This window comes from Stenotrophomonas sp. STM01, assembly GCF_014852135.1.
Taxonomy (GTDB): Bacteria; Pseudomonadota; Gammaproteobacteria; order Xanthomonadales; family Xanthomonadaceae; genus Stenotrophomonas; species Stenotrophomonas capsici.
The window spans coordinates 674,360-698,704 of the sequence record NZ_JACVBA010000002.1 but is presented as its reverse complement, the minus strand read 5'-3'; the positions used below and the strand labels follow the sequence as shown (position 1 = coordinate 698,704).

20 protein-coding genes and 1 riboswitch are annotated in these 24,345 nt (G+C 68.5%); of the genes, 14 read left to right on the top strand and 6 right to left on the bottom strand.

Going from position 1 to position 24,345, the window contains the following annotated elements; genetic code table 11:
• Nucleotides 1-11: 11 nt before the first annotated feature.
• From IB227_RS13030 to IB227_RS13020, 3 genes are all read right to left on the bottom strand, one after another.
• Nucleotides 12-1,046, bottom strand: coding sequence for a copper resistance protein B (locus tag IB227_RS13030; protein ID WP_192287735.1), 1,035 nt, complete (start codon nucleotides 1,044-1,046; stop codon nucleotides 12-14).
• Complete coding sequence (locus IB227_RS13025) at nucleotides 1,043-2,842, bottom strand: copper resistance system multicopper oxidase (RefSeq protein ID WP_192287734.1); 1,800 nt, start codon at nucleotides 2,840-2,842, stop codon at nucleotides 1,043-1,045. The genes IB227_RS13030 and IB227_RS13025 overlap by 4 nt, the downstream gene beginning before the upstream one ends.
• Nucleotides 2,843-2,969: 127 nt before the next feature.
• On the bottom strand, nucleotides 2,970-3,329 hold the full coding sequence (locus tag IB227_RS13020) for a CopL family metal-binding regulatory protein (protein WP_192287733.1): 360 nt from the start codon (nucleotides 3,327-3,329) through the stop codon (nucleotides 2,970-2,972).
• Between the two features lie 289 nt (nucleotides 3,330-3,618).
• On the opposite strand from IB227_RS13020, the gene IB227_RS13015 reads away from it, so the two are divergent.
• From IB227_RS13015 to IB227_RS13005, 3 genes are all read left to right on the top strand, one after another.
• The gene (locus tag IB227_RS13015) at nucleotides 3,619-4,740 is read left to right on the top strand and encodes a PLP-dependent cysteine synthase family protein (protein WP_192287732.1); all 1,122 of its coding nucleotides are present in this window, start codon (nucleotides 3,619-3,621) and stop codon (nucleotides 4,738-4,740) included.
• Between the two features lie 30 nt (nucleotides 4,741-4,770).
• Nucleotides 4,771-6,804, top strand: a complete 2,034-nt coding sequence (locus tag IB227_RS13010) for a M3 family metallopeptidase (protein WP_192287731.1) — start codon at nucleotides 4,771-4,773, stop codon at nucleotides 6,802-6,804.
• Between the two features lie 132 nt (nucleotides 6,805-6,936).
• On the top strand, nucleotides 6,937-7,314 hold the full coding sequence (locus tag IB227_RS13005; protein WP_132865739.1) for an SH3 domain-containing protein: 378 nt from the start codon (nucleotides 6,937-6,939) through the stop codon (nucleotides 7,312-7,314).
• 159 nt (nucleotides 7,315-7,473) lie between these two features.
• On the opposite strand, the gene fabB is transcribed toward IB227_RS13005, so the two are convergent.
• Both fabB and fabA read right to left on the bottom strand, forming a co-directional pair.
• Nucleotides 7,474-8,682, bottom strand: coding sequence for a beta-ketoacyl-ACP synthase I (fabB, locus tag IB227_RS13000; protein WP_192287730.1), 1,209 nt, complete (start codon nucleotides 8,680-8,682; stop codon nucleotides 7,474-7,476).
• Nucleotides 8,682-9,197 (bottom strand): 3-hydroxyacyl-[acyl-carrier-protein] dehydratase FabA, encoded by a 516-nt coding sequence (fabA, locus tag IB227_RS12995; protein WP_132865737.1) that lies wholly within the window; start codon nucleotides 9,195-9,197, stop codon nucleotides 8,682-8,684. Before fabA ends, fabB begins: the two co-directional genes overlap by 1 nt.
• A gap of 211 nt (nucleotides 9,198-9,408) precedes the next feature.
• Between fabA and dinB the strand changes: the two genes are divergently transcribed.
• The 8 genes from dinB (at nucleotide 9,409) to IB227_RS12955 (ending at nucleotide 19,447) form a co-directional block, all read left to right on the top strand.
• On the top strand, nucleotides 9,409-10,497 hold the full coding sequence (gene dinB, locus IB227_RS12990) for a DNA polymerase IV (protein ID WP_192287729.1): 1,089 nt from the start codon (nucleotides 9,409-9,411) through the stop codon (nucleotides 10,495-10,497).
• 270 nt (nucleotides 10,498-10,767) lie between these two features.
• Nucleotides 10,768-11,418, top strand: a complete 651-nt coding sequence (gene gph, locus IB227_RS12985) for a phosphoglycolate phosphatase (RefSeq protein ID WP_225591818.1) — start codon at nucleotides 10,768-10,770, stop codon at nucleotides 11,416-11,418.
• 246 nt (nucleotides 11,419-11,664) lie between these two features.
• The gene (locus IB227_RS12980) at nucleotides 11,665-13,908 is read left to right on the top strand and encodes a FepA family TonB-dependent siderophore receptor (protein WP_192287728.1); all 2,244 of its coding nucleotides are present in this window, start codon (nucleotides 11,665-11,667) and stop codon (nucleotides 13,906-13,908) included.
• A 56-nt stretch (nucleotides 13,909-13,964) separates the two neighbouring features.
• Nucleotides 13,965-14,912 (top strand): alpha/beta hydrolase-fold protein, encoded by a 948-nt coding sequence (locus IB227_RS12975; protein ID WP_318639549.1) that lies wholly within the window; start codon nucleotides 13,965-13,967, stop codon nucleotides 14,910-14,912.
• A gap of 133 nt (nucleotides 14,913-15,045) precedes the next feature.
• Nucleotides 15,046-16,452: an ATP-binding protein gene (locus tag IB227_RS12970; RefSeq protein ID WP_192287727.1), complete on the top strand. Its 1,407-nt coding sequence runs from the start codon at nucleotides 15,046-15,048 to the stop codon at nucleotides 16,450-16,452.
• Nucleotides 16,453-16,581: 129 nt separating this feature from the next.
• On the top strand, nucleotides 16,582-17,640 hold the full coding sequence (locus IB227_RS12965; RefSeq protein ID WP_192287726.1) for an ABC transporter substrate-binding protein: 1,059 nt from the start codon (nucleotides 16,582-16,584) through the stop codon (nucleotides 17,638-17,640).
• Nucleotides 17,637-18,680, top strand: a complete 1,044-nt coding sequence (locus tag IB227_RS12960; protein WP_192287725.1) for an iron ABC transporter permease — start codon at nucleotides 17,637-17,639, stop codon at nucleotides 18,678-18,680. Before IB227_RS12965 ends, IB227_RS12960 begins: the two co-directional genes overlap by 4 nt.
• Nucleotides 18,677-19,447 carry a heme ABC transporter ATP-binding protein gene (locus IB227_RS12955; RefSeq protein WP_192287724.1) on the top strand — a complete coding sequence of 257 codons (771 nt, stop codon included), beginning with the start codon at nucleotides 18,677-18,679 and terminating at the stop codon, nucleotides 19,445-19,447. Before IB227_RS12960 ends, IB227_RS12955 begins: the two co-directional genes overlap by 4 nt.
• Nucleotides 19,448-19,557: 110 nt before the next feature.
• On the opposite strand, the gene btuB is transcribed toward IB227_RS12955, so the two are convergent.
• Complete coding sequence (gene btuB / locus IB227_RS12950) at nucleotides 19,558-21,417, bottom strand: TonB-dependent vitamin B12 receptor (RefSeq protein ID WP_192287723.1); 1,860 nt, start codon at nucleotides 21,415-21,417, stop codon at nucleotides 19,558-19,560.
• Between the two features lie 117 nt (nucleotides 21,418-21,534).
• Nucleotides 21,535-21,772: riboswitch (cobalamin riboswitch) on the bottom strand.
• Nucleotides 21,773-21,910: 138 nt separating this feature from the next.
• On the opposite strand from btuB, the gene cobT reads away from it, so the two are divergent.
• The 3 genes from cobT to cobS are packed head-to-tail and all read left to right on the top strand — an operon-like array spanning nucleotide 21,911 to nucleotide 24,293.
• On the top strand, nucleotides 21,911-22,981 hold the full coding sequence (gene cobT, locus IB227_RS12945) for a nicotinate-nucleotide--dimethylbenzimidazole phosphoribosyltransferase (protein ID WP_318639545.1): 1,071 nt from the start codon (nucleotides 21,911-21,913) through the stop codon (nucleotides 22,979-22,981).
• Entirely contained in the window at nucleotides 22,978-23,565 is a 588-nt protein-coding gene (locus IB227_RS12940; protein WP_192287721.1) for a histidine phosphatase family protein, read from the top strand. Before cobT ends, IB227_RS12940 begins: the two co-directional genes overlap by 4 nt.
• Nucleotides 23,562-24,293: an adenosylcobinamide-GDP ribazoletransferase gene (gene cobS / locus IB227_RS12935; protein WP_192287720.1), complete on the top strand. Its 732-nt coding sequence runs from the start codon at nucleotides 23,562-23,564 to the stop codon at nucleotides 24,291-24,293. The genes IB227_RS12940 and cobS overlap by 4 nt, the downstream gene beginning before the upstream one ends.
• Nucleotides 24,294-24,345: the final 52 nt, after the last annotated feature.

Sequence of the window (24,345 nt, the reverse complement as noted above, 5' to 3'; positions counted from 1 at the left end):
AGCGATGGCGGTCAGAACCAGAAGCGGATACCGGCCACCCAGCGTGATTCGCGGGTACCTTCGCCGGCATCGCGATGGATGTCGGCGGTGCGGCCGAACTTGCGCTCATGCACGAAGCCGACGTAGGGCGCGAAGCGACGGGTGATCTCGTAGCGCAGGCGCAGGCCGGCCTCGACATGGCCCAGCCCGCTGCCCACGCCGCGGCGGGGATCGTCATCGGCGGCGATGCTGGCTTCGATCACCGGCTGCAGGATCAGGCGGTTGGTCAGCAGCACGTCGTACTCGGCTTCGACGGCGAGCTCGGCCTTGCGGGTGCTACCGAGGTAGGCCATCGCCGAGACTTCGAACTTGTACGGCGACATGCCCTGGAAGCCGATCGCCGCGCGGGTCAGGTCCGGTATCTGGCGGCCGTTGTCGTGGCGGACACCGGCCACGGCGTCCCACCACGGTGAGATCGAACGCCCGTACAGCGCATCCACGGACCAGTCGCCGAGCTTGCCGTCGCTGCGGCTGCCTTCGCTACGCACCCACAGGCGATCGATGTCGTTGCCGAACCAGGCGTTGACGCCCCACGACTGGCCGCTTCCCTGGTCGTTGTCCCAGCCCTCCAGGTGGTCGAACACCACCAGGCTGTTGAACGCCGGTGCATGTTCCATCGCATGCGGCTTCAACGCCGGGAACGCGGCGGCATGATCCTCCGCCGTCGGCACCGGGATCGGCTCGCGGGGGGTATCGCTGGCGGCCTTCGCCGGCATGGCGTGCCCTGCATGTGCGTCGTGGTCCATGGCCGACATGTCATGGCCGGCATGCGGGTCCTGCGCCGGCGGTTGCGGCATCACGTGCCCGGCGTGCGGGTCGTCCTTCGGCGCCGCCGGCATCACGTGTCCGGCATGCGCATCGGCGTTTGCCTTCGGTGGTGCATGGCCGGCGTGTGGATCCGCGGCCGGACTCATCGTCGTGCCGTGTCCGGCATGCGGGTCCTGGGCGAATGCGGTGCCGCTGGCAGCCAGCGCGATGAACAGCAAGGTGTGGGAGATCGTCTTCATGCCTCGATCCTCACTTCGCGCATCATCCCCGCTTCCATGTGGTAGAGCAGGTGGCAGTGGAAGGCCCAGCGGCCGAGTGCATCGGCACGCACGCGGTAGGTGCGGCGGGTGCCCGGCGGCATGTCGATGGTGTGCTTGCGCAGCTGGAACTGGCCGTCGGCGTCCTCCAGGTCGCTCCACACGCCGTGCAGGTGGATCGGGTGCTGCATCATCGTGTCGTTGACCAGCACGATGCGCATGCGCTCGCCGTAGTTCAGGCGGATCGGCTCGGCACCGCCGAACGGGATGCCGTCGAAGTTCCAGGCGAACTTCTCCATGTGGCCGGTGAGGTGCAGCTCGATCTCGCGGCCGGGCTCACGGCCATCCGGGTCCTCGAACAACGAGCGCATCGCGCCGTAGGTGAGTACCTGGCGGCCGTTGTCGCGCAGGCCGATGCCCGGATCGTCCAGCTTCGGTTCGGTGGCCGCGGTCTGCATGTCCACCAGCGGGTTGCCCGCCTCGCTCGGCTTGTGCTTCGGCGCCTTGTCACCACCGCCGTGCGCGCCGTGGCCCATGGCTGCGCCGCAGCCACCTTCCATGCCCTTGCCCATGTTGGCGCCGCAACCGCCTTCCATGCCGGCATGGCCGCCGGCGCCCATGTCATGGCCCATGTCGCCCATGGTCAGCAGCGGGCGCGGGTCCAGTTGCGGGATCGGTGCCTGCAGGCCGTGGCGCACCGCCAGGGTGCCGCAGGCGTAGCCGGTGCGGCCCATGTCCTGGGCGAACAGCGTGAACGCATCCTGCCCGGTCGGCTCGACGATCACGTCGAAGGTTTCGGCCGGCGCGATGCGGAACTCATCGATGCTGACCGGATGGATGTACTGGCCGTCGGCCGCGACCACGGTCATCTTCAGGCCCGGGATGCGCACGTCGAAGTAGGTCATCGAGGCGCCGTTGATGAAACGCAACAGCACCTTCTCGCCGCTGCGGAACAGCCCGGTCCAGTTGCCCGCCGGCGCGGTGCCGTTCATCAGGTACGTATAGGTGTGGGCATTGATGTCGGAGATGTCCGAAGGCGTCATCCGCATCCGGCCCCACATGCCGCGATCGGCCAGGGTGGCGCGCAGGCCATCGGTGCGGGCATCGCGCAGGAAGTCGCCGACGGTGCGCTGGTAGGTGTTGTCGTGCATCGGCATCTTCTTCATGCGCCGGTGCAGGGCATTGGGATCCATGTCCGTCCAGTCCGAGAGCATGACGACGTGCTCGCGGTCGAAGTGGTACGGCGGTGGTGCCAGCGGGTCGACGATCAGCGCGCCGTACAGGCCGGCCTGCTCCTGGAACAGCGAGTGGCTGTGGTACCAGTAGGTGCCCGATTGCTTGAGCTGGAAGCGGTACTGGTAAGCCTCGCCCGGAGCGATGCCGTTGAAGCTCAGGCCCGGCACGCCGTCCATGTTGGCCGGCAGCAGGATGCCGTGCCAATGGATCGAGGTCATCTCATCGGTGAGCGTGTTGGCCACGCGCAGGTTGACGGTATCGCCCTCGCGCAGGCGCAGGATCGGCGCCGGCAGCGAGCCATTGACGGTGATCGCACCGCGGGTGCGCCCGGTGAAGTTGACCGCCGAGCGGCCGATGGCCAACTGCAGGTCGGTGCCGCGCAGTTCGGTGGCGCCGGTGGCCATGGCGGCAGGGGTACGGGCGAGGGCATCGGGGATGCGCCCCAGCCCGGCACCGGCGACAACGCCGCCCAGGGCCAGGCCCTGCACGAAGCGGCGTCGCGACAGCGCCGAGCGCGAATCGGAAAGGAAATCGGATGACATGTGGAACTCCCGGCCATGCCAGCGCATCACGATGCGTCGTGGCATGTCCTGAACAGATCAAGGAAGCACCGCGGCAGGGCCGTGGCGCAGGCATCTGCATACCGGCGCGCGGGGCGCCAGCGGGAGATCAGGCGATGGGAGGCCGGTTCAGCTGGCCGGGGGCCACGTCGTAGCGCGAGGGCACCGCTGGCACCGGCGCGAGCGTGTGGCGGGGATTGCCCAGGCGGGCCATGGCGGTGGCCGGCAGCATGTTGCAGTGCTGCTTGCAGTCGCAGTGGTTGCCGTCGGCACAGGAGGCGGCGGTGGCGTCGCTCCCATCGTCGGCGCATTGCAGGCTGGCTTCCTCGTGACAGCAGTCGTGACCGGCGTCCATGGTAATGGCCATGTCGTCCATCGGCATCGCCATGACCGTCGCAGACCATACCGACCCGACCGCACCGGCGATCAGGGAAAGGCACAGCAGCAGGGGCAGCAGGATGCGCGGCACGGGCTGGGGTCCGGGAACAGGCCTGAACCATACCATTTCAGTGTGAAGAAAGGCCTGAATGGTTTGTCGGGTTTCGGGTGTGTGCGAAGGGCATACCCCTCCCCGGCCCTCCCCATGGCTGCGCCAAAGGGAGGGGGCAAAGTCATCGACCTGCGAGGTCGTCGCAATGCCGCCTTTCCGCTCCCTCCCTTTGGCGCAGCCACGGGGAGGGCTGGGGAGGGGGGCTTCCAGCGTCGAACCATCCCCCAGCCGGTAGAATTCCCGGCACTCTTCACTGAAGTGGCGTTCCATGTCCCAGCGTGCATGGGTGGCGTCGGCCATCCGCAAGATCGAAGCCGATTTCAACCGTTCGGCCGACACCCACCTGATCCCGATGGACCTGCCGGGCTTTCCCGGCATCGACCTGTACCTGAAGGACGAGTCCAGCCACCCCACCGGCAGCCTCAAGCACCGTCTGGCGCGTTCGCTGTTCCTGTACGCGCTGGCCAACGGCTGGCTGCGCGAGGGCTGCCCGGTGATCGAGGCCTCCAGCGGTTCCACCGCGGTGTCCGAGGCCTATTTCGCGCGCCTGCTTGGCCTGCCGTTCATCGCGGTGATCCCGGCCAGCACCTCGCCGGAGAAGATCGCCGCCATCGAATTCCACGGTGGCCGCTGCCACCTGGTGCAGCGCGCCTGCGACCTGAACTGCGAATCGGAGCGCCTGGCGCGCGAAACCGGTGGTCACTTCATGGACCAGTTCACCTACGCCGAGCGCGCCACCGACTGGCGCGCCAACAACAACATCGCCGAATCCATCTTCAAGCAGATGGCCGAGGAGCCGCACCCGGTGCCGGAGTGGATCGTCTGCAGCCCCGGCACCGGTGGCACGGCCGCCACGCTGGGCCGCTACGTCAGCTACCGTCGCCACGACACGCTGATCCTGTGCGCGGACCCGGAGGTGTCGGTGTTCTACGACGGCTACTGCGCGGCATTGGCCGGCGACGATTGGCGCACGCTGACCTGCGAGGGCGGCTCGCGCGTGGAAGGCATCGGCCGCCCGCGGGTGGAGCGCAGCTTCATCCCGACCAGCGTGGACGCGATGGTCAAGGTGCCCGATGCGCTGAGCCTGGCGGCGATGCGCCACGTCAGCGCCACGCTGGGGCGCCGGGTCGGCGGTTCCACCGGCACCAACTTCATCGGCGTGCTGTACGCCGCGCAGCAGATGCGTGACGCCGGCCGCAGCGGTTCCATCGTCACCATCCTGTGCGATGCCGGCGAACGCTACGCGCACAGCTACTACAACCCGGCCTGGTATGCGCAGCAGGGCATCGACATCGCCGCCGCAGATGCGCGCATCGCCGCCGCCGTGGCCGGGCAGGGCGTGCTGGCGCTGCCTTGTGCCTGGCTGGAAGCGTCGCCATATCAGGCGTGAAGCCGGCCGGGCCGGCGCTGTTTTCCCAGGATGACCATGAACACCAACCCCCTGCTCGATTTTTCCGGCCTGCCGCGTTTTGACGCGATCCGCCCGGAGCACGTCACCGCGGCCATCGACACCCTGCTGGCCGAGGCCGAGGCGGCGGTGAAGGCCGCCGAGACGGTGGCGCCGGTCAGCTGGGACAGCTTCGTGAGGCCGCTGGACGACGCCACCGAGCGGCTGTACCGCGCCTGGGGCCAGGTGTCGCATCTGCAATCGGTGGTCAACACGCCGGAGCTGCGCGAGGTGTACAACGCCAACCTGCCGAAGCTCAGCCGTTTCGGCAGCGCGGTGGCGCAGAACCCGGCGTTGTACGCGCAATACAAGGCACTCGCCGCCGCCCCGGAAGCAGGCGCCTACGACGACGCCAGGGCCAAGGTGCTGGCCAACGCCCTGCGTGATTTCCGCCTGGGCGGCGCTGAGCTGGGCGAGGCCGACAAGGCCCGTTTCGCCCAACTGCAGGAGGAGCTGTCCGGCCTGCAGGCGACGTTCTCGCAGAACGTGCTCGACGCCACCGACGCCTTCGCGCTGTACGTGGACAACGAGGACGAATTGTCCGGGCTGCCGGCCGATGTCATCGCCGCCGCCCGCGCCGCGGCGCAGAAGGACGGCCGCGAGGGCTGGAAGCTGACCCTGCAGATGCCGTGCTACCTGCCGGTGCAGACCTATGCCGACAACCGCGCGCTGCGCGAGCGGCTGTACCACGCCAATGCGGTGCGCGCCTCGGAGTTCGGCGACGCGGCCTTGGACAATGGCGGCAACATCGACCGCATCCTGGCCGTCCGCGCCGAACTGGCTGCGCTGCTGGGCTTTGCCAACTACGGCGAGTACTCCATCGCCACCAAGATGGCCGACGACGCGCTGCAGGTGCTGGGTTTCCTGCGCGACCTGGCGGCACGCGCCAAGCCGTACGCACAACGCGACCGGGCCGAACTGGAAACCTTCGCCCGCGACGAACTGGGCCTGGATGATCTGCAGGCCTGGGACCTGGCCTATGCCGGCGAGAAGCTCAAGCAAGCGCGTTACAGCTATTCCGAGCAGGAGGTGAAGCAGTACTTCACCGAGCCGAAGGTGCTGGCCGGCCTGTTCGGCGTGATCGAGCGGCTGTATGGCCTGACGGTGCAGCCGGACACCGCGCCGGTCTGGCACCAGGACGTGCGCTTCTACCGGCTGGTGGACGCCGAAGGCGCGCTGGTCGGCCAGTTCTACATGGACCTGTACGCCCGCGAGGGCAAGCGTGGCGGTGCGTGGATGGACGACTGCCGCAACCGTCGCGTCACCGCCGGTGGCGTGCAGACCCCGCTGGTGTACCTGGTGTGCAACTTCGGCCGCGGCAGCGACGGCAAGCCGGCGACCTTCAGCCACAACGAGGTCACCACCCTCTTTCACGAGATGGGGCATGGCCTGCACCAGCTGCTCACCCGCGTCGGCGAGTTGGCGGTGGCGGGCATCAACGGCGTGGAGTGGGACGCGGTGGAGCTGCCCAGCCAGTTCATGGAGAACTTCTGCTGGGAGTGGGAGCAGGTCGAGGCGATGACCGCCCATGCCAGCACCGGCCAACCGCTGCCGCGCGCGCTGTTCGAGCGCATGCTGGCCGCGAAGAACTACCAGAGCGGCATGTTCACCGTGCGCCAGTTGGAGTTCGGCCTGTTCGACATGCTGCTGCACAGCCAGTACCAGCCGGCGCAGGAAAGCGTGCTGCAGGTGCTGGAGCGGGTGCGCGGCGAAGTGGCGGTGAATTTCCCGCCGGCATGGAACCGCTTCCCGAACCAGTTCAGCCACATTTTCGCCGGCGGCTACGCGGCCGGTTACTACAGCTACAAGTGGGCCGAGGTGCTCAGCGCCGATGCCTATGCGGCCTTCGAGGAAGCACCGGACAAGCTGCAGGAAACCGGCGCGCGTTTCCGCGCCGAGGTGTTGTCGCGTGGCGGCAGCCGCAGCGCCGCGGAGAATTTCCGTGCGTTCCGCGGCCGTGACCCGCAGCTCGACGCGCTGCTGCGGCACAGCGGCATGGTCGCCTGAGCCGGCACCCGGCGGCAGTGACGCCGTGGCACCTGCCTTGGGCGGGCTACGGCGAGGCTTGGCCGGGGTTTCGGTTTCATCCACATTGGGCGTGGCACACTGTGGGGACATTCGCGCCAATTCACATTCACCATGAAAAGGTGGTTCGGCCCCTCCAGGGGCAAGCCCGGTACCGTATTCCGCATCGTGGCCTCGGCCGCGATCATCGGTGTGGTGATGTGGTTCCAGCCGCGCATCAATGAGCCGGCGGCCGAGGTCAGCAATGGCCTGAACCTGCGCAGCGCACCGGACCAGCGCGCCGAGCGCCTGGCGGTGTTGCCGGTGGGCACGCAGGTGGAAGTGCAGCGCTGCCTGGACGACCTGCAATGGTGCAACGTGCGTGCCGCCGGCAAGAGTGGCTGGGTGGCGGCCGATTACCTGGTTGCCCGGAGCGACGGCAAGCGCGTGCGCCTGGCCGAGGCCGGCAAGCAGATGGGCGTGGTGATCGAGACCGCGCGCCCGGGTGGTTAAGTGAGAAGGACACCGCCCCCTCCCTTTGGCGAAGCCAAGGGGAGGGTTGGGGAGGGGTAGCACTTCGCGCGATGGTGGTCTTCCAGCGTCGCGGCCTAGGCCGCTCCTACGAAAACAGCCGCTTGCGCGGCTGTTTTCGTGCATCCACAACGGAACGGATCACACCCGGCCGAAGATCAGCGTGGCGTTGGTGCCGCCGAAGCCGAAGCTGTTGGACATCACCGTGTCCAGCGTGGCCTCCTGCGTCTGGCGCAGGATCGGGAAGCTTTCGGCACGTTCGTCCAGCGTTTCGATGTTGGCCGAGCCGGCCATGAAACCATCGCGCATCATCAGCAGGCAGAAGATCGCCTCGTGCACGCTGGCCGCACCCAGCGAGTGGCCGGACAGCGCCTTGGTCGAGGACAGCGGCGGCACCGCCTCGCCGAACACCGCGCGCACCGCGCCCAGCTCGGTCACATCGCCCAGCGGCGTGGAGGTGCCGTGGGTGTTGAGGTAGTCGATCGGGCGATCCACGGTGGCCATGGCCATCTGCATGCAGCGCACCGCGCCTTCGCCGGACGGGGCGACCATGTCGGCGCCGTCGGAAGTCACGCCGTAACCGACGAGCTCGGCGTAGATCTTCGCGCCGCGCGCGACCGCGTGGTCGTAGTCCTCCAGCACCAGCATGCCGCCGCCGCCGGCGATGACGAAGCCATCGCGGTTGGCGTCATACGGGCGCGAGGCCACCGACGGGGTGTCGTTGAAGCTGGTGGACAGCGCGCCCATGGCGTCGAACATCACGCTCATCGACCAGTGCAGGTCCTCGCCGCCGCCGGCGAACATGATGTCCTGCGCGCCGTGGCGGATGAGGTCGGCCGCCGCGCCGATGCAGTGCGCCGAGGTGGCGCAGGCCGCCGACAGCGAGTAGCTCAGGCCCTTGATGCTGAAGGCGGTGGCCAGGTTGGCCGACACGGTCGAGCACATCGTGCGCGGCACCATGTACGGGCCCACCTTGCGCACGCCGCGGTTGCGCAGCAGGTCGGCTGCTTCCACCTGCCATTCGCTGGAGCCGCCGCCGGAGCCGGCGATCACGCCGGTGCGCGCGTTGCTGACCTGGCTTTCGTCCAGGCCGGCATCGGCGATGGCATCGCGCATGGCGATGTAGCTGTAGGCGGCCGCATCGCTCATGAAGCGCTTGAGCTTGCGGTCCACCTGCGCCTCGATGTCCAGCTCGACCTTGCCGGCCACCTGGCTGCGCAGGCCGGCTTCGGCGTGGTCGGGCATGGCGACGATGCCGGGATGGCCTTCGCGCAGGGCGCTGGAAACGGTATCCAGATCGTTGCCTAGGCAGGACGTGATGCCCATGCCGGTAATGACGACGCGACGCATCAGAAGCTCTCGGTAGAAGTGAACAGGCCCACGCGCAGGTCCTTGGCGGAGTAGATCTCACGGCCATCGACCAGCATGCGGGCATCGGTCTGCGCCATCACCAGCTTGCGGTTGATCACGCGCGCGACATCGATCTCGTACTGCACCAGCTTGGCGCTGGGCAGCACCTGGCCGGTGAACTTGACCTCGCCGCAGCCCAGGGCGCGGCCACGGCCTTCGGCGCCCAGCCAGGTGAGGAAGAAGCCGGTCAGCTGCCACATGGCATCCAGGCCCAGGCAGCCGGGCATCACCGGGTCGCCGATGAAGTGGCAGCCGAAGAACCACAGGTCCGGTTTGATGTCGAGTTCGGCCCGGATCAGTCCCTTGCCATAGGCGCCGCCGTCCTCGCGGATGTCGGTGATGCGGTCGAACATCAGCATCGGGTCGTTGGGCAGGCGGCCCTTGTTGGGGCCGAAGAGTTCACCGCGCGCGCTGGCCAGCAACTGGTCGCGGGAGAACGTGTGCAGACGGGTCATCCGGGGAGTGTCCAAAGCCAGGAACGAGCCGCCGAGCATGCGTCAGCACCTGCGTTCAATCAAATGTTTTAACTGGACGGTTGCGTATGTTCGGCGCAGTTAGCAGCCGTTAGAAGGCTGTTACGGAACGTTTTGAATTGCACAATTGTGAGGACAAGTGTGCATTTAGCGACAACAGCTATCATGTTGGCGACCGTTTCGGACTGTTGTCGTGGCCCAGCTTCGCAAGATCATCCATGTCGACATGGACGCCTTCTATGCGTCCGTGGAGCAGCGCGATGACCCCGGTTTGCGCGGGAAGCCGGTGGTGGTGGCCTGGCGGGGCGCCCGTTCAGTCGTCTGCGCCGCGTCCTACGAGGCGCGCACCTTCGGGGTGCGCTCGGCGATGCCGGCGCTGCGTGCCGAGCGGCTGTGCCCGGACGCGATCTTCGTGCCGCCGGATTTCGTCCGCTACAAGGCGGTGTCCCGGCAGATCCGCGAGATCTTCCTGCAGCACACGCCGTTGGTGGAGCCGCTGTCGCTGGACGAGGCCTACCTGGACGTGACCGACTCGCCGACCTGCGACGGCATCGCCACCGAGATCGCCCGCACCATCCGCGCGCAGATCCGCGAAGCCACCCAGCTCACCGCCTCGGCCGGCATCGCGCCGAACAAGTTCCTGGCCAAGATCGCCTCGGACTGGCGCAAGCCGGATGGACAGTTCGTGGTGCCGCCCTCGAAGGTGGAGCAGTTCCTGACGCCGCTGCCGGTCAACCGCGTGCCCGGGGTGGGCAAGGTGATGGAAGGCAAGCTGTCGGCGCTGGGCATCGCCACCGTCGGCGACCTGCGCACGATCCCGCTGGAGCAGTTGCAGGCCTTGTTCGGTACGTTCGGCGGCAGCCTGTACCGGCGCGCGCGTGGCATCGACGAGCGGCCGGTGGAGCCGGACCAGCCCGTGCAGTCGATCTCCTCGGAGGACACCTTCAGCGAGGACCTGCCGCTGGGCCGGTTCGACGAGGTGATCACGCAACTGGCGGAGAAGACCTGGCGCGCGACGGGGCGCACCGAGCGGGTAGGGCACACCGTGGTGCTCAAGCTCAAGACCGCGCAGTTCCGCATCCTTACCCGCAGCTTCACCCCGGAAGCGCCGCCCTCGTCGGTGGAGGAGCTGCGCGACATTGCATTGGCGTTGTGCCAGCGCGTGCAGCTGCCGGCGGACACCTTGTACCGGTTGGTGGGCGTGGGCCTGTCGGGCTTCCGTGACCGCGAGGACGTGGTGGTGCAGGGTGATCTGTTTCGGAATGCATGGAGTGAAGATTGAAATGAGCGGCGGGTTGATGCCGCAGCGTTGGGCGCTCTCTGCGACACAGCTTCTCCCGCTTGCGGGAGGAGGAAGGGTTTTCAGATTTTTTGTTTCGAGCCCCTCTCCCGCATGCGGGAGAGGGGTTGGGGTGAGGGGAAGCTTTTGGCGGGCGAAGATCAAAAGCGCCCCTCATCCGCCCCTTCGGGGCACCTTCTCCCGCTTGCGGGAGAAGGGGGAGTTTTCAGGCGTTTCGCTACAATCTTCTGCTTTCGCAAACGGAGTAATGCATTGGCAACGTCGGCAGTGATTTTCGATCTGGATGGCACGCTCGTGGACAGTGCCAGCGATATCGCCGAAGCGGTGAACCGCACGCTGGAAGATCTCTCGCTGCCACGTGTGAGCGAGGCCACGGTGCGCAGTTGGATTGGCGAAGGCGTGCGCAAGTTGGTCACCACTGCGCTCAATGACGCTGGCAGCGAGCGGACGCTGGATGAAGTAATGCCGACCTTCATGCGCCATTACCGCGATTGCCTGCTGCGCAGCCCGCAGTTGTACGAGGGCGTGGTCGAGACGCTGCAGGCACTGCGCCAGCGTGGCCTGCCGATGGCCATCTGCACCAACAAGCCGGCCGCGCTGGTGCCGCCGTTGCTGGAGCACCTGGATATCGCGGGCTTCTTCGCGCACATCATCGGGGGCGACTCGTTGCCGCAGCGCAAGCCCGCGGCCGAACCCCTGCTGCACACCGCGGCCTTGCTCGGGCAGCCGGTGCAGGCCTGCCTGATGGTGGGCGATTCGGCCACCGACCTGGGCGCGGCCGACAACGCCGGCATGCCGATCGTGCTGGTGCGCTACGGCTATCCGCGCGACCTGGACCTGGATGCCACCGATGCGGTGGCGGTGATCGATGCACTGCCGGAGTTGCTGGGCCACCTCGCATGACCGGCCGATAGTGCCGGGCCACGCGCGGCAGGCGCTTTCCCGGTACAGCCCGGCGCCGCATGGCTGCGCTCTATCTCGCGCGGTGATTTGTCGCACCTGAAAGTTAGTAATAATCATTATCATTTGGTGTAGACTGCCCGTCATTCAGCAGCGCGCCTGGTGTGTGATCCCGGTGGCTGCATCGCGATCCACCGTTCCTCAAGCCGTCGCCAGAGGTTCGCAACCCCACTGTCGAGAGGCTTTGCCATGTCCCGTCGTTCCTCGTCGCGGTTGTCCGCGCGCGCCCTGTTGTCCCGTCGTCGCCCGCTGGCCGTCGCGCTGGCCCTGTCCGCCCTGGTCGCCGGCCCGGCTGCCGCCGAGGGCGTTGCCGCCGCGACCGACATCGACACCGTGCATGTCACCGCCGAACAGATCGCACGCCAGGCGCTGGGCACCTCGGTGATCACCTCGGTGGACCTGGAGCGCCTGCCGCCAGCCAACGACCTGTCCGAAGTGATCCGCCGCATGCCGGGCATCAACCTCACCGGCAATACCGCCTCCGGTGCCTACGGCAATTTCCGCCAGATCGACATCCGCGGCATGGGCCCGGAGAACACGCTGATCCTGATCGACGGCCGCCCGGTGAGCTCGCGTGATTCGGTGCGCATGGGGCGCAGCGGCGAACGCAACAGCCGCGGCGACAGCAACTGGGTGCCGGCCGAAGCGGTGGAGCGCATCGAAGTGCTGCGTGGCCCCGCCGCCGCGCGCTACGGGTCCGGCGCTTCCGGTGGCGTGGTCAACATCATCACCAAGAAACCGACCGGTGACCTGACCGGTTCGCTCACCCTGTACGGCAGCCAGGCCGAGCACAGCGCCGAGGGGGACAGCGAGCGCGTTGGCTTCCAGTTGTCCGGCCCGCTCAGCGAGCGCCTGTCCTTCCGGCTGTTCGGCAACATCAACAAGACCGACCCGGATGCACTGGAACTCAACCAGGACTTCGCCACCGGCGTGACCCCGCCGGCCGGCCGCGAGGGCGTGCGCAACCGCGACATCAGCGGCTTGCTGCGCTACGACATCAACGACGACCACGTGGTCGAACTGGATGCCAGCGTCAGCCGCCAGGGCAACATCTATTCCGGTGAACGCGGCGTCAGCGGCGACGGTTTCCAGCGCCTGAACGACCTGTTCGGCGCCGAGACCAACATCATGCTGCGCCGTTCGTTCGGCCTGACCCATCGCGGTCGCTACGACTGGGGCACCTCGCGCATCACCGCCGCCTACGAGGACACCGACAACACCCGCCTCAACGAAGGCCTGGCCGGCGGACCGGAAGGCTCGATCAACGACAACGCCAGCTTCTCCACCTCCGAGCTGACCTCCGCGCGGGTGGACGGCGAGATCAACGTGCCGCTGGGCTGGGGTGGCATCGACCAGGTCGCGACGGTCGGCTTCGAATACCGCGACCTGAAGCTGGATGACCCGTACTCGGTGACGCAGAGCTCCAGCAGCGGCGGTGGCATCCCGGGATACGGCGGCGCGCGCACCGGCAAGACCGACCAGCAGTTCGCCGCGGTGTTCATCGAGGACAACCTGTACTTCGGTGACCGCTGGACGGTGACCCCCGGCGTGCGCTTCGACCATCACTCGCAGTTCGGCAACAACCTCAGCCCCAGCCTCAACGTGCAGTTCAAGCTGGCCCAGGACTGGGCGATCAAGGGCGGCATGGCGCGTGCGTTCAAGGCGCCGAACCTGTACCAGGCCAACCCGGACTACCTGTACTACACGCGTGGCAATGGCTGTCCGGTGCTGAGCCCGAACATGGGCTCGGGCTGCTATGTGATGGGCAACGCCGACCTGGACCCGGAAACCAGCATCAACAAGGAGATCGGCATCGAGTGGGCGCCGGACAACGGCTGGCACGCCTCGGTCACCTATTTCCACAACGACTACAAGGACAAGATCGTCGCCGGCCAGGAGCGCATCGGCGTGACCAACGACACCAAGGGCCAGGTGTTCCAGTGGACCAATGCGCCGGAGGCGATCATCCGCGGCGTGGAAGGCAACCTGAAGGTGCCGCTGGTCGGCGGCGGCGACGTGCTGTCGTGGAACACCAATGTCACCTGGATGATCGAGAACGTCGACAAGACCACCGACCAGCCGCTGTCGATCATCCCCGAGTACACCATCAACACGTTCCTGGATTGGCAGGTGAACACGCAGCTGTCGTTCATGCTGACCGGCACCTTCTACGGCAAGCAGGAGTCGGCCACGCAGTCCAGCACCACCGGTGCGGTGCTGCCGCCGGACACGCGCGGTGCCTATGACCTGTGGAGTCTGGGTGGCCAGTATCGGATCACCCCGAAGGTGCGCGTGGGTGGCGGCGTGAACAACCTGTTCGACAAGCGCCTGTTCCGCGAAGGCACCACCAGCACCAGCGCCACCGGTGCGGGCGCGGCCACCTACAACGAGCCGGGCCGCAGCTACTGGGTCAACCTGACGGTCGGCTTCTGAGGGCGGTGGCGATGCACAGGGGTACGTACGGCGCGCTGCGCCGTGCCATGGCGGTGATGGCCATGGTGATCATTGCAACGGCGACGCTGCTGGCAGCGCCGCCGTTGGCGGCACAGCAGCGCAATCCCGCACAGGTGATCGGCGAGACGGTGGCCGACCGCAGCTCCGCGCACTACCGCTTCGAGCGGTTCGTGGTGAGCAGCGCCGACGGCAGCCGTCGCTGGCGGGTGAACCTGGGGATCCCGGCCGGCAAGGCGCCGGCCGCGGGTTTCCCGGCGATCTGGATGCTGGACGGCAATGCGGCGTTGATCGAGTTCGATGACAGCGTGCTGGAAGAACTGGCGCGGACCACGCCGAGCCTGCTGGTGTTCGTCGGCTACGACAACCCGTTGCGCATCGACTCGCCGGCACGCACCCGTGATTACACGCCGTTCGCCGATGAAGGCGAGGATGGCACCGTCTCCGGCGGGGGCGCCAATGCCTTCCTGGACGTCCTGGAACGCCAGGTCCGGCCGGAAGTGGCGCGCCGGGCCGCGCTGGACGCCAGCCGGCAGACGCTGTGGGGGCATTCCCTCGGCGGCCTGTTCGTGCTGCACGCGCTGTACACCCGCGCCGGGGCGTTCCAGACCTATGCCGCGGCCAGTCCATCGTTGTGGTGGACGCAGGGCGCGATGCTCGGCGCACCGGAACGGCAGTTCATCGCCAACAATGCCGGCCATCACGCACGCCTGCTGCTGATGCTCGGCGGCGGCGAGCGCACGCCGGACTTCAGCAACCGCGACATGGGCAACCCGCGGGTGCAGGCCCACCTCAAGCGCATCTCCGGCGCGCCCTCCGGGGCCGCCACCGCGCTGGGCACGCGACTGCAGCAGGTGCCGGGACTGGACACCGAGTACATCGAGTTCGACGGGCTCAGCCACGGGCCGATGTTCCGCGCCTCGTTGATGCGCACCCTGCATCGGGTGGCCGGCATCGGCGACCGCAGCGGCGAGCCGCGTCCCTGAGCCGCAACCGCGGCCGACCTTCGCACACGGCGGTCGATGCGCCGCCCGCCAGACAACCCAGGCCGCGTCATGGCCCAGGCAATCACCCCACCCGCACGCCAAGGGCGTGCATCGATCGATGAGGTAATGCGCCATGGCAGTCATCCCTTCCCGTTTCCCGCGCCCGGCCGTGCTCGGCCTGGCCCTGCTGCTTGCGACCGGCGCCGCCGGCGCACAGGTATTCGGCCAGCCCGACGTCGACTTCAAGGGCAGCGTCCGCGCGACCGCGCCGGTGGTGCTGCCGGGCAGTGAAACCGGCATCGAGGGCAGCGGCTTCACGCCGGGGCAGAAGGTCACCCTGCAACGCGGTGACAGCGTGCTCAACGCGCAACCCTACGTGGCCGATGGCGAAGGCCGGTTCCGGGGAACGTTGCGCATCCCGGCCGATGCGGCCGTCGGCGCGCAACCCATCGTGGTGCGCGCCAGCAGCCCGGACGCGGCGTCGATCTTCGCGCTGAAGGTTTCGCGGGAGGTGCCACTGTCCGGCCAGGAGCGCATCCAGGCCGCCAGCAACCGGTTGGTGCAGGGCCTGTACCAGGTGGCCTACAGCCCCGCGAGCAAGGCCGCGTTCGTGACCAGCGCGGTGGGCCGCCCACCGGTGAAGCAGTCCGAACTGCTCAAGGTCGACCCGGAAACCCTGCAGGTCCTGGCCCGCGTCTCGCCGCAGGCGGCACCGGCACCGGCCGCGCAACCGGGCCAGCCCGCGCGCGAAGGCGGGGTGTTCGCCGTGTACGGGGTCGGCGTGGATGACACCCATGGCAACGTGTGGGTGACCAACACCCGCCAGGACACGGTCGCCGTGTACCGCCAGTCGGACCTGGCGCTGGTCAAGCAGTTCCCGGTGGGGGCGGTGTCGCATTCGCGTGACGTGGTCATCGACCCGCAGCGCAATCGTGCCTATGTCTCGGCGACCGGCGAGGATTTCATCAGCGTGTTCGACACGCGCACGTTGCAGCAGCTGGACAACATCACCCTGGCTTCGGGCAAGCGCGGCGAGAGCTTCACCCCGACCAGCCTGGACATCGATCCGGCCACCGGCAAGGTGTACACCGCGAGCCTCGGCTCGGCCGAGGCGGCGATCATCGACGGAGCCGCGGGCAAGGTGGAGAAGGTGATCGCGCTGGGCAACGCGCGCAGCGCGATCGGCGTGGCCTGGAACCCGCTGGCCAAGCGTCTGCTGGTGGTCGCGCAGGGCAGCGACAACCTGCTGGTGGTCGATCCGGAAAGCGGCAAGGTCGAGCACGATGTCTACGTCGGTGCCGGTGCGTTGAACGTGTCCTACAGCCCGGCCACGCGCCTGGCGTATGTCAGCAACCGCGGTGCCGGCACGGTGACGGTGGTGGACGAGGCCGGCAACATCGTCGCCAACCTCGATGGTGGCACCTACCCGAACCACGTCAGCAAGGGCCCGGGCACGGCGATGTTCGCGATCAACAAGTCGCGTGGCGAGGACGATGCCAAGGGTGATCGCATCACCCGCTTCATCCCGACCCGGGAGTAACCGCCACGCCGGCACGCGACGTCGTGCGGGCATGCGGGAGGTGCCGGCGACGGCATCTCCCGCCCTGCCATGAAAGGGCTTGCCGTGGCACGGACCGCGCGCGCAAGCGCCACCAACGAGGAACCCCTGATGAAGAACTCCACCATCCTGCCAACGGGATTGGGCCTGCTGCTGGCGGTGCTGGCAGTGGGTTGCAACCGTGCCCCATCGCCTACGCCGGCATCGCCCACGCCGGCATCACCCACGCCCTCGGCAACCGCTGGCGGCGGCGCCGACACCGCTGGCTTGCCGCAGGGCTGGAAGCGCGTGGCCGGCCAGGATGTCCCGCAAGCCACGGCGGCCACGCCGCGGCTGCCGGCGCGGGTACGCTCCGACGACGGTGCCGAGGTGGAGGTTCGCGACGTCGGCCGCATCGTGGCCGGCGGCGACGACGTGATCGCCGTGCTCGAAGCGCTGGGCCTGGCGGACAACCTTTACGCCGCGCCCGAGCGCTCGGCCACCGCGGCCGGCAAGGCCGCCGAGAAGCATTTCCTGTTCAACCGCACCACCGGCGTGGAAGGCGTGCTCAGCCTGGACGGCAGCCTGTTCCTGGGCAACAGCCTACGGCGCCATGGCGTGCTGGCCGAGCGCCTGCGTGCCACCGGGCATGCGGCGGTGGTGATCGATGACCTGCAGCCGCCGCCGGACAAGGTGCGCAAGGTGGCCGAGGCTGTCGGGCTGCCCGTGCAGGGGCAGGCACTCGCCATGCAGGTGCAGGCGCAGATGGACCAGGCCGCGGCCATGGCTGCGCACAACCCACGGCGTCCGCGCGTGATCGCGCTGTCGGCCAGCGGTGCGGGAGGATTGCCGACCGTCGCCGGCGCCGACAGCGCGGCCAACCAGCTCATCACGCTGGCCGGCGGCATCAACATCGGCGAGGAGGCCGGGGTGGCCAATTACTCGCAGCTCAGCAACGAGGGCGTGGTGGCGGCAGCACCGGAGGTGATCCTGGTGACCGACAACGACCTGCGCCTGTTCGGCGGTGAAGCCGGGTTGTGGAAGGCGTATCCGACCCTGCGGCATACGCCGGCCGGTGCCGCCAACCGCGTCTGGGTGATGCCGGACATCGCGCTGAAGGCCACCAGCGTTGGCTCCGGCGCGGGCGCGCTGGCGCTGGCGCAGGCCCTGGCCGAACTCGCGCGCGGATGATCGCCGGGCAGGTGCGGCGATCAAACGGTGCGCTGTTGCTGGTGTTGTTGGCGGCGGTGCTGCTGGCCGCGGTGCTGCTGTCTTTCGCCGTCGGCCCGCTGAAGCTGCCGCCTGCCGACGTCCTGCAGGCCATCGCCGCCCGGTTCGGGCTGGCCGATCCGCACACGGTCAGCGCCCGCGACATGGGCGTGGTCTGGCAGCTGCGCATCCCGCGTGCGCTGCTGGGAGCGCTGGTGGGTGCGTCGCTGGCGATGGCCGGCGTCGCCCTGCAGGGATTGTTCGGCAACCCGCTGGCCGACCCGGGCATCGTCGGCGTCAGCCAGGGCGCATCGCTGGGTGCGGTGGCCGCCATCGTGCTTGGCGCCGGAACGCTGGGCGCCTGGCTCATTCCCCTCGCAGCCTTTCTCGGTGGCGCTGGTGCCACCACGTTGATCTACCTGTTGGCGCGGCCCGGGCGCGGTGAGGGCACTGCCACATTGCTGCTGGTCGGCATCGCCATCGGTGCGGCCTGCTCGGCGGCGGTTGGCTTCCTGACCTACATCGCCAGCGAGAGCGAACTGCAGTCGCTGGTGTTCTGGCAGATGGGCTCGCTGGCGCACGCGCGCTGGAACGACGTGGCAGCGGTGGCACCGGTGTTCCTGGTCGGCTTGCTGGCGCTGTGGCGCCTGGCGACGCCGTTGGACATGCTGGCCCTGGGCGAGCGCCAGGCGCGCCATATCGGTCTGGACGTGCCACGCACGCGGCTACTGCTGGTGGTGTTCAGCGCGCTGCTGGTGGGCGCGGCGGTGGCATTCGCCGGCAGCATTGGCTTCGTCGGGCTGGTGGTGCCGCACCTGGTGCGCATGCTCGCCGGCCCGGGACACCGTTGGTTGCTGCCGCTGTCGGGCGTGACCGGCGCGTTGTTGATCGTGGTGGCCGATACCGCCGCGCGCACGCTCGATCCGCCTTCGGAAATTCCGCTGGGCCTGTTCTCGGCGGCACTGGGTGCACCGTTCTTCCTGTGGCTGGTGCTGCACAGGCGTGGCCGGGGGGCGGCATGAGCACGCCGTTACTGGAGCTGCGCAACGCCGGGGTGATGCGGGGCAATCGCCGGGTGCTGTCCGGGGTGAGCCTGCGCCTGGAAGCCGGCACGCTTACCGCGCTGGTGGGTCCCAATGGCGCAGGCAAATCAACCTTGCTGGCGTTGCTGGCCGGTGATGCCGTGCCAGACCAGGGCAGCGCGTTGTTGTCCGGGCGTGCACTGGCGGATTGGCCGGTGCGCGAACTGGCGTTGCAGCGTGCGGTGATGGCGCAGGATCACGTGGTGCGGTTCGCCTTCAGCGTGCACGAGGTGGTGGCGATGGGGCGCTTGCCGCATCCGCCTGACCGCGAACAGGACGCACGCATCACCGCGCAGGCCATGGCCGAAGTGGAGGTGGGTGCCTTGGCCGGCCGCGACGTGCAGACGTTGTCCGGCGGCGAGGCCGCGCGCACCTCGCTGGCACGCGCGTTGGCGCAGTGCGCGCCGGTGCTGTTGCTGGATGAGCCCACCGCCGCGCTGGATCTGCGCCATCAGGAGCGCACGTTGCACAGTGCCCGTGAACTGGCCCGGCAGGGGCGCTGCGTGGTGGTGGTGCTGCATGACCTCAATCTGGCCTCGGCCTATGCCGACCGCATCGTGATGCTGTGCGAAGGCCGCATCGCTGCTGATGGCACACCACGTGTGGTGCTGACCCGCGACATCATCGGGCAGGTGTACGGGCAGGCGGTGCACGTGATCGAACATCCCACCCGTGGCGTACCGCTGGTGGTGCCTTGCGACGAATGATCGGCGGGGACTTTGCCGGTAACGCCTCCGCGGAGCACGGCCCTGCTCCATAACACCCAAAAAAATGCCCCGGCGAACCGGGGCATTCTTCATTGCTCGTTACTTGGTAATTACTTGGAGCGGTAACGCAGCGTCAGCTGGTACTCGCGGCCCGGCTGGTTGTACCAGGCAACGGTTTCGTACGCGCGGTCGAACACGTTGGCGGCCTTGGCCTGGACACTCCATGCATCGTTGATGGCGTATTCAGCGCGCACATCCACGGTGCCATAGCCGGCCAGACGCACCGTGTTGGCGGCGTTGTCGAAGCGGTGGCCGCTGCCGGCCGCGGTCACGCCCAGGCGCACCGGGCCGAAGCTCTTGTCCACGTCCAGGCGACCGCTGGTGCGCGCGCGGCGGGCCAGCAGGTTGTCGTAGGTGGCCGCGCCGGAGGTGTGGTCGCGCGGGTCGGTGAAGCTGGCCTGGGCGTTGATGTCGAAACCGGCCAGCGACAGGTAGCCGGTCAGCTCGGCGCCGCGGATGCGGGCCTCGGCGACGTTGACGATGTTGAAGCTGCTGTCGTAGCCGATCAGCTGGTCCACGCGGGTTTCGTACGCGTTCAAGGTCCAGTTCCAGTTGTCGGCGTACTGCGCGATGCCGATGTTCAGGCTCTTGGACTCTTCCGGCTTCAGGTCCGGGTTGCTGAAGCCCGGGTAGTACAGGTCATTGAAAGTCGGTGCCTTGAAGCCGGTGCCGGCGCTGGCGGTCAGGCGGAAGCCGTTGCCGAAGGCGAAGCCGTAACCCAGGCTGCCGGTGGTGTGGTTGCCGAACTGCTCGTTGTCGTCATTGCGCACGCTGGCCTGCAGCGAGTGCGCGCCGAACTGGCCCTGGTACTCGACGAACACGCCGAGGTTGTCGCGGTCCCCGATGTCGTAGGCGGTGGAGCTGGTGACCTTGTCGTTCTGCCAATCGGCACCGGCGGTCAGCTGCTGGCCTTCGGCGAACTGGAAGTCGCCCTGCACGCTGGCGGTGTCGCGACGGGTGTCGAAATTGCTGGCGAAGGTGCGGCTGCCGTTGGCGGCGAAGTAGTTGTCGGCCTGGTCGCGGTTGCGGCCGACCTGTGCGGTCAGCTGGAACGCATCGGACGCGGCCCATGCCAGCTTGCCGCCGTAGACCTGCTGGCGGTTGTCGGCCTCGTTGCCGCCGAAGATGCTGCCGTCGTATTCGTTGAAGCTGTCGGCGTTGAGCACGTGGCCTTCCAGGCTCAGCGTGTCGGTCAGCGCATAGCCGCCGCGCACGTTGATGGAGGTGTTGCGGTAGCCGTCGCGGTCCGGCTCATCGGCGAAGCAGCCAGCGCCCCAGCCAGCGGCGGTGCCGCGGCAGGCATTGATGCCATCGGTCTTCTGGTAGCCGCCCTGGGCCGAGATCCAGCCGCGCTCGCCACGGTTGCTGAAGCCGGCGCTGGCCTGGCGCAGGTTGTTGCTGCCGGCGGTGATGGACAGGTTCTGCTGCAGGCCCTGGCCGGCGGTGCGGGTGAAGATCTGGATCACGCCGCCGATGGCCTCGGAGCCGTACAAGCTCGAACGCGGGCCGCGCACGATTTCAACGCGCTCGATCTGGTCCACCGGCAGGTCCTGCAGTGCGGCCATGCCGCTGGTGGCCGAGCCCACGCGCACGCCATCCACCAGCACCAGCACCTGGTTGGAGTTGGTGCCACGCAGGAACAGCGAGGTGATCTTGCCGGTGCCGCCCTGGTTGGCGAAGTCCAGGCCGGCGCGGCCGCGCAGCAGCTCCAGCACCGAGTTGGCCTGGCTGCGGTCGATCTGGTCGCGGTCGATCAGCTGCACCGGGACCACGCTGGCCTCGACGGCAACCGGGGTACGGGTGGCGGTGACGGTGACGTCGTCCAGGTCGGTGGTCCTGGACTGCGCGGCGGCAACGGCCGGCAGCGCCATCAGCACGGCGAGGGAGAGGGTGTGGTAATGCAGTTTCATGCTTGCTCCTGGGCCTGCGCGCTCCCGCGCAGACAAACGGGTGGGGCTGCCAGGAGAGGGAAGGGACGGAAGCAGGCGCGCGCACGGCGCCGCAGCCGCCGCCATGCCCTCCGCATCGCAACCAGTCGGCTTTCGGGCCGGTCTCCGGACTCGCAGGCGAAGCAGCATGGCTGCTTCCGGTCAGGCGCCTTCCCGTGCCTTGCACAGTGGCGGTGTTGCCTGGCCTTGTCCTGCTTACCGTTGCGGGGGCAGCGCCGGAATGGCGGCAGGCTGGAGATCCAGCCGTGCGCGGCACCGGCTTCCCGTTTCAACCCACCAGCATGGCCGGTGGGTCACCCGAAAGTGCGCGCATTCTATGCCATTGGCCCTGACGGTGCCCGTGAATGCACATCACGCCCTGATGCGCGGTGTCCCGGGGTTCCCTGGCGTGGCGGTCCGCAATCCCGTGGCGGCGGCTAAAATGCCAGATTGCCTTGGCAGTATCGGAACACTCGTGACAGAAACATGGTTCGGGCAGGCCTGCGGGCTGCCTTCGCAGGAGCACCGGCAGCAGGCCATCGCCCGCCAGCGGCAGCTGACCAAGCCGGAAGGCGCGCTGGGCCGGCTGGAAGCCTTGGCCATCGAACTGGCGGCGCTGCAGGGCACGCCGCAGCCACAGGCCCGGCGGGTACCGGTGCTGGTGTTCGCCGGCGACCACGGCGTGGCCGCGCAGGGCGTCTCTGCCTATCCGGCCGAAGTCACCGTGCAGATGCTGCACAACTTCGCCGCCGGCGGTGCCGCCATCGCGGTGCTGGCGCGTGAGCTGGGCCTGCCGTTGCACGTGTGGGACGTGGGCAGCCGCGCCACGCAGCCGATCGCCGGCGTGGTCAGCGACAAGCCCCGGCCGGGCACGGACGACTTCAGCGTCGGGGCGGCGATGTCCGCGGCGGATCTGCACGCGGTGTTCGACGCCGGCCGCCGTGCGGTGGATGCGGCCTGTGCCGACGGTGCCGACCTGCTGGTGTTCGGCGAGATGGGCATCGGCAACACCACCGCCGCCAGTGCGCTGGCCGCCGCGCTGGGGCCGCTGCCGCTGGAAGACCTGGTCGGTGCCGGCACCGGGCTGGACGCGGTGCGCATGGTGCAGAAGAAGAACATCATCGCCCGCGCGCTGGCCCTGCACGGCGAGGCGATCAACGCTGCGGCATCGCCCGGGATGGAAGCCCTGCAGCGCGTGGGCGGGCTGGAGATCGCCGCGATCAGCGCGGCGATGATCCGCGCTGCGCAGCGCAGGGTGCCGGTGCTGGTGGATGGCTTCATCGTTTCGGCGGCGGCGCTGGCCGCGGTACGCATCAATCCGGGCGTGCGCCCGTGGCTGCTGTTCTCGCACCAGTCGGCCGAGCGTGGCCACCTGCACCTGCTGGACGCGCTGCAGGCACAGCCGCTGCTGTCGCTGGACCTGCGGCTGGGCGAGGGCTCCGGTGCGGCGCTTGCGTTGCCGCTGGTGCGCATGGCGTGCGCGCTGCACAACGGAATGGCCACCTTTGCCGAGGCGGCGGTCGCCGATCGGGAGGGCACGCCATGATCCTGGACCTGATGCGACATGCCTCCACCGGCCGCTCCGGCCACCTGGACGGCCGTACCGACCCGCCTCTGATCGACGGCGCGATGGATGCGCTGTACCGCAGCCATGCCGGCATCGGCTGGAGCCGGGTGATCAGCTCGCCGCGCCGACGCGCGCTGGACACCGCGCATGCGCTGGTGGCCGGCAGCAACCAGTTCTGCGAGATCCACCCGGACTGGGCCGAACTGGATTTCGGTGACTGGGACGGCCTGCACTTCGACCAACTGCCCGCCGAGCAGCTGGCCGCGTTCTACGAGGAACCGCACGACACGGTGCCGCCCAACGGCGAGTCGTGGCCGCAGTTCCGGGCGCGCGTGGAGGAGCAGCTGCATCGCCTGGTGGACGAGGACGACGGTGACGGCCAGCCGGTGCTGGTGGTCAGCCACGCCGGCGTGCTGCGGCTGGCGGTATCGCGCGTGTGCGGCATGCCGTTGTCGGTGTTGTGGGCGATGCGCATCGACTATGGCACCCGCGTGCGCCTGCGCGTGGAGCGCGGCGACGATGGTCGCCTGTGGGGCGAACTGCTGGAGTTGCGGCAGGCATGAGCATGCGCCGGCTGGTCCTCGCCATCCAGTTCCTGACCCGGCTGCCGACGCCGCAGGTACGGGACTTCCGCCAGGAGGACCTGAGCCGTTCGGCGGTGTACTACCCGTTGGTGGGAGCGATCATCGGCGTCCTGCTCGCGCTGCCGCTGTACGGCTTCGCCGACCGTCCGTGGCTGGCCGGGATGCTGACCCTGCTGGTCTGGGTGTGGGTGACCGGCGCGCTGCACCTGGACGGGTTGGGCGACGTGGCCGACGCCTTCGGCGCATCGCATCGCGATCCGCAGCGTTTCCTCGAGGTCCTCAAGGACCCGCACATGGGCGTGTTCGGCGTGGTCACGCTGGTGATGCAGCTGCTGCTCAAGTTCGTGCTGCTGACCGAGCTGGCGGTCAGCCCGCTGTGGTACGGCATCGTGCTGGTGCCGGTCTGGGCCCGCTGGGGCACCTTGTGGTGGAGCCGGCGGTTGCCCTCGCTGCATGGCGCCGGCATGGCCGAGCGGTTTTCATGGCAGCTGAGCCTGCGTTCGATGTGGCTGTGGGCGGTGCTGCTGGCGGTGATCACCGCGATCGTCGCCTGGCCGTTGCTGGTCGCCCTGCTGCTGGTGCCGCTGGTGGCGTTGTACTGGCGTCGCCGGCTGGGGGGCATTTCCGGCGATTGCCTGGGCGCCAGCGTCGAGGTCACCGAAACGATGCTGCTGGTGGTGCTGGTGGTAGCGGCAGGCGTGTCCTGACAACACACGGTGTCGCGGGAGCGGCCTTGGCCGCTCCTGCGCACAAGCGTGG

Excerpts from the sequence above, each read along its gene's own strand:
- IB227_RS12965 (WP_192287726.1), top strand. The coding sequence starts at position 16,582 with ATGAAGAACTCCACCATCCTGCCAACGGGATTGGGCCTGCTGCTGGCG.
- IB227_RS12970 (WP_192287727.1), top strand. The coding sequence starts at position 15,046 with ATGGCAGTCATCCCTTCCCGTTTCCCGCGCCCGGCCGTGCTCGGCCTG.
- IB227_RS12960 (WP_192287725.1), top strand. The coding sequence starts at position 17,637 with ATGATCGCCGGGCAGGTGCGGCGATCAAACGGTGCGCTGTTGCTGGTG.
- cobS (WP_192287720.1), top strand. The coding sequence starts at position 23,562 with ATGAGCATGCGCCGGCTGGTCCTCGCCATCCAGTTCCTGACCCGGCTG.
- btuB (WP_192287723.1), bottom strand. The coding sequence starts at position 21,417 with ATGAAACTGCATTACCACACCCTCTCCCTCGCCGTGCTGATGGCGCTG.
- IB227_RS12975 (WP_318639549.1), top strand. The coding sequence starts at position 13,965 with ATGGCCATGGTGATCATTGCAACGGCGACGCTGCTGGCAGCGCCGCCG.
- fabB (WP_192287730.1), bottom strand. The coding sequence starts at position 8,682 with ATGCGTCGCGTCGTCATTACCGGCATGGGCATCACGTCCTGCCTAGGC.
- IB227_RS13030 (WP_192287735.1), bottom strand. The coding sequence starts at position 1,046 with ATGAAGACGATCTCCCACACCTTGCTGTTCATCGCGCTGGCTGCCAGC.
- IB227_RS12955 (WP_192287724.1), top strand. The coding sequence starts at position 18,677 with ATGAGCACGCCGTTACTGGAGCTGCGCAACGCCGGGGTGATGCGGGGC.
- IB227_RS13015 (WP_192287732.1), top strand. The coding sequence starts at position 3,619 with ATGTCCCAGCGTGCATGGGTGGCGTCGGCCATCCGCAAGATCGAAGCC.
- IB227_RS13025 (WP_192287734.1), bottom strand. The coding sequence starts at position 2,842 with ATGTCATCCGATTTCCTTTCCGATTCGCGCTCGGCGCTGTCGCGACGC.
- IB227_RS13005 (WP_132865739.1), top strand. The coding sequence starts at position 6,937 with ATGAAAAGGTGGTTCGGCCCCTCCAGGGGCAAGCCCGGTACCGTATTC.
- IB227_RS12980 (WP_192287728.1), top strand. The coding sequence starts at position 11,665 with ATGTCCCGTCGTTCCTCGTCGCGGTTGTCCGCGCGCGCCCTGTTGTCC.
- IB227_RS12940 (WP_192287721.1), top strand. The coding sequence starts at position 22,978 with ATGATCCTGGACCTGATGCGACATGCCTCCACCGGCCGCTCCGGCCAC.
- fabA (WP_132865737.1), bottom strand. The coding sequence starts at position 9,197 with ATGACCCGTCTGCACACGTTCTCCCGCGACCAGTTGCTGGCCAGCGCG.
- IB227_RS13010 (WP_192287731.1), top strand. The coding sequence starts at position 4,771 with ATGACCATGAACACCAACCCCCTGCTCGATTTTTCCGGCCTGCCGCGT.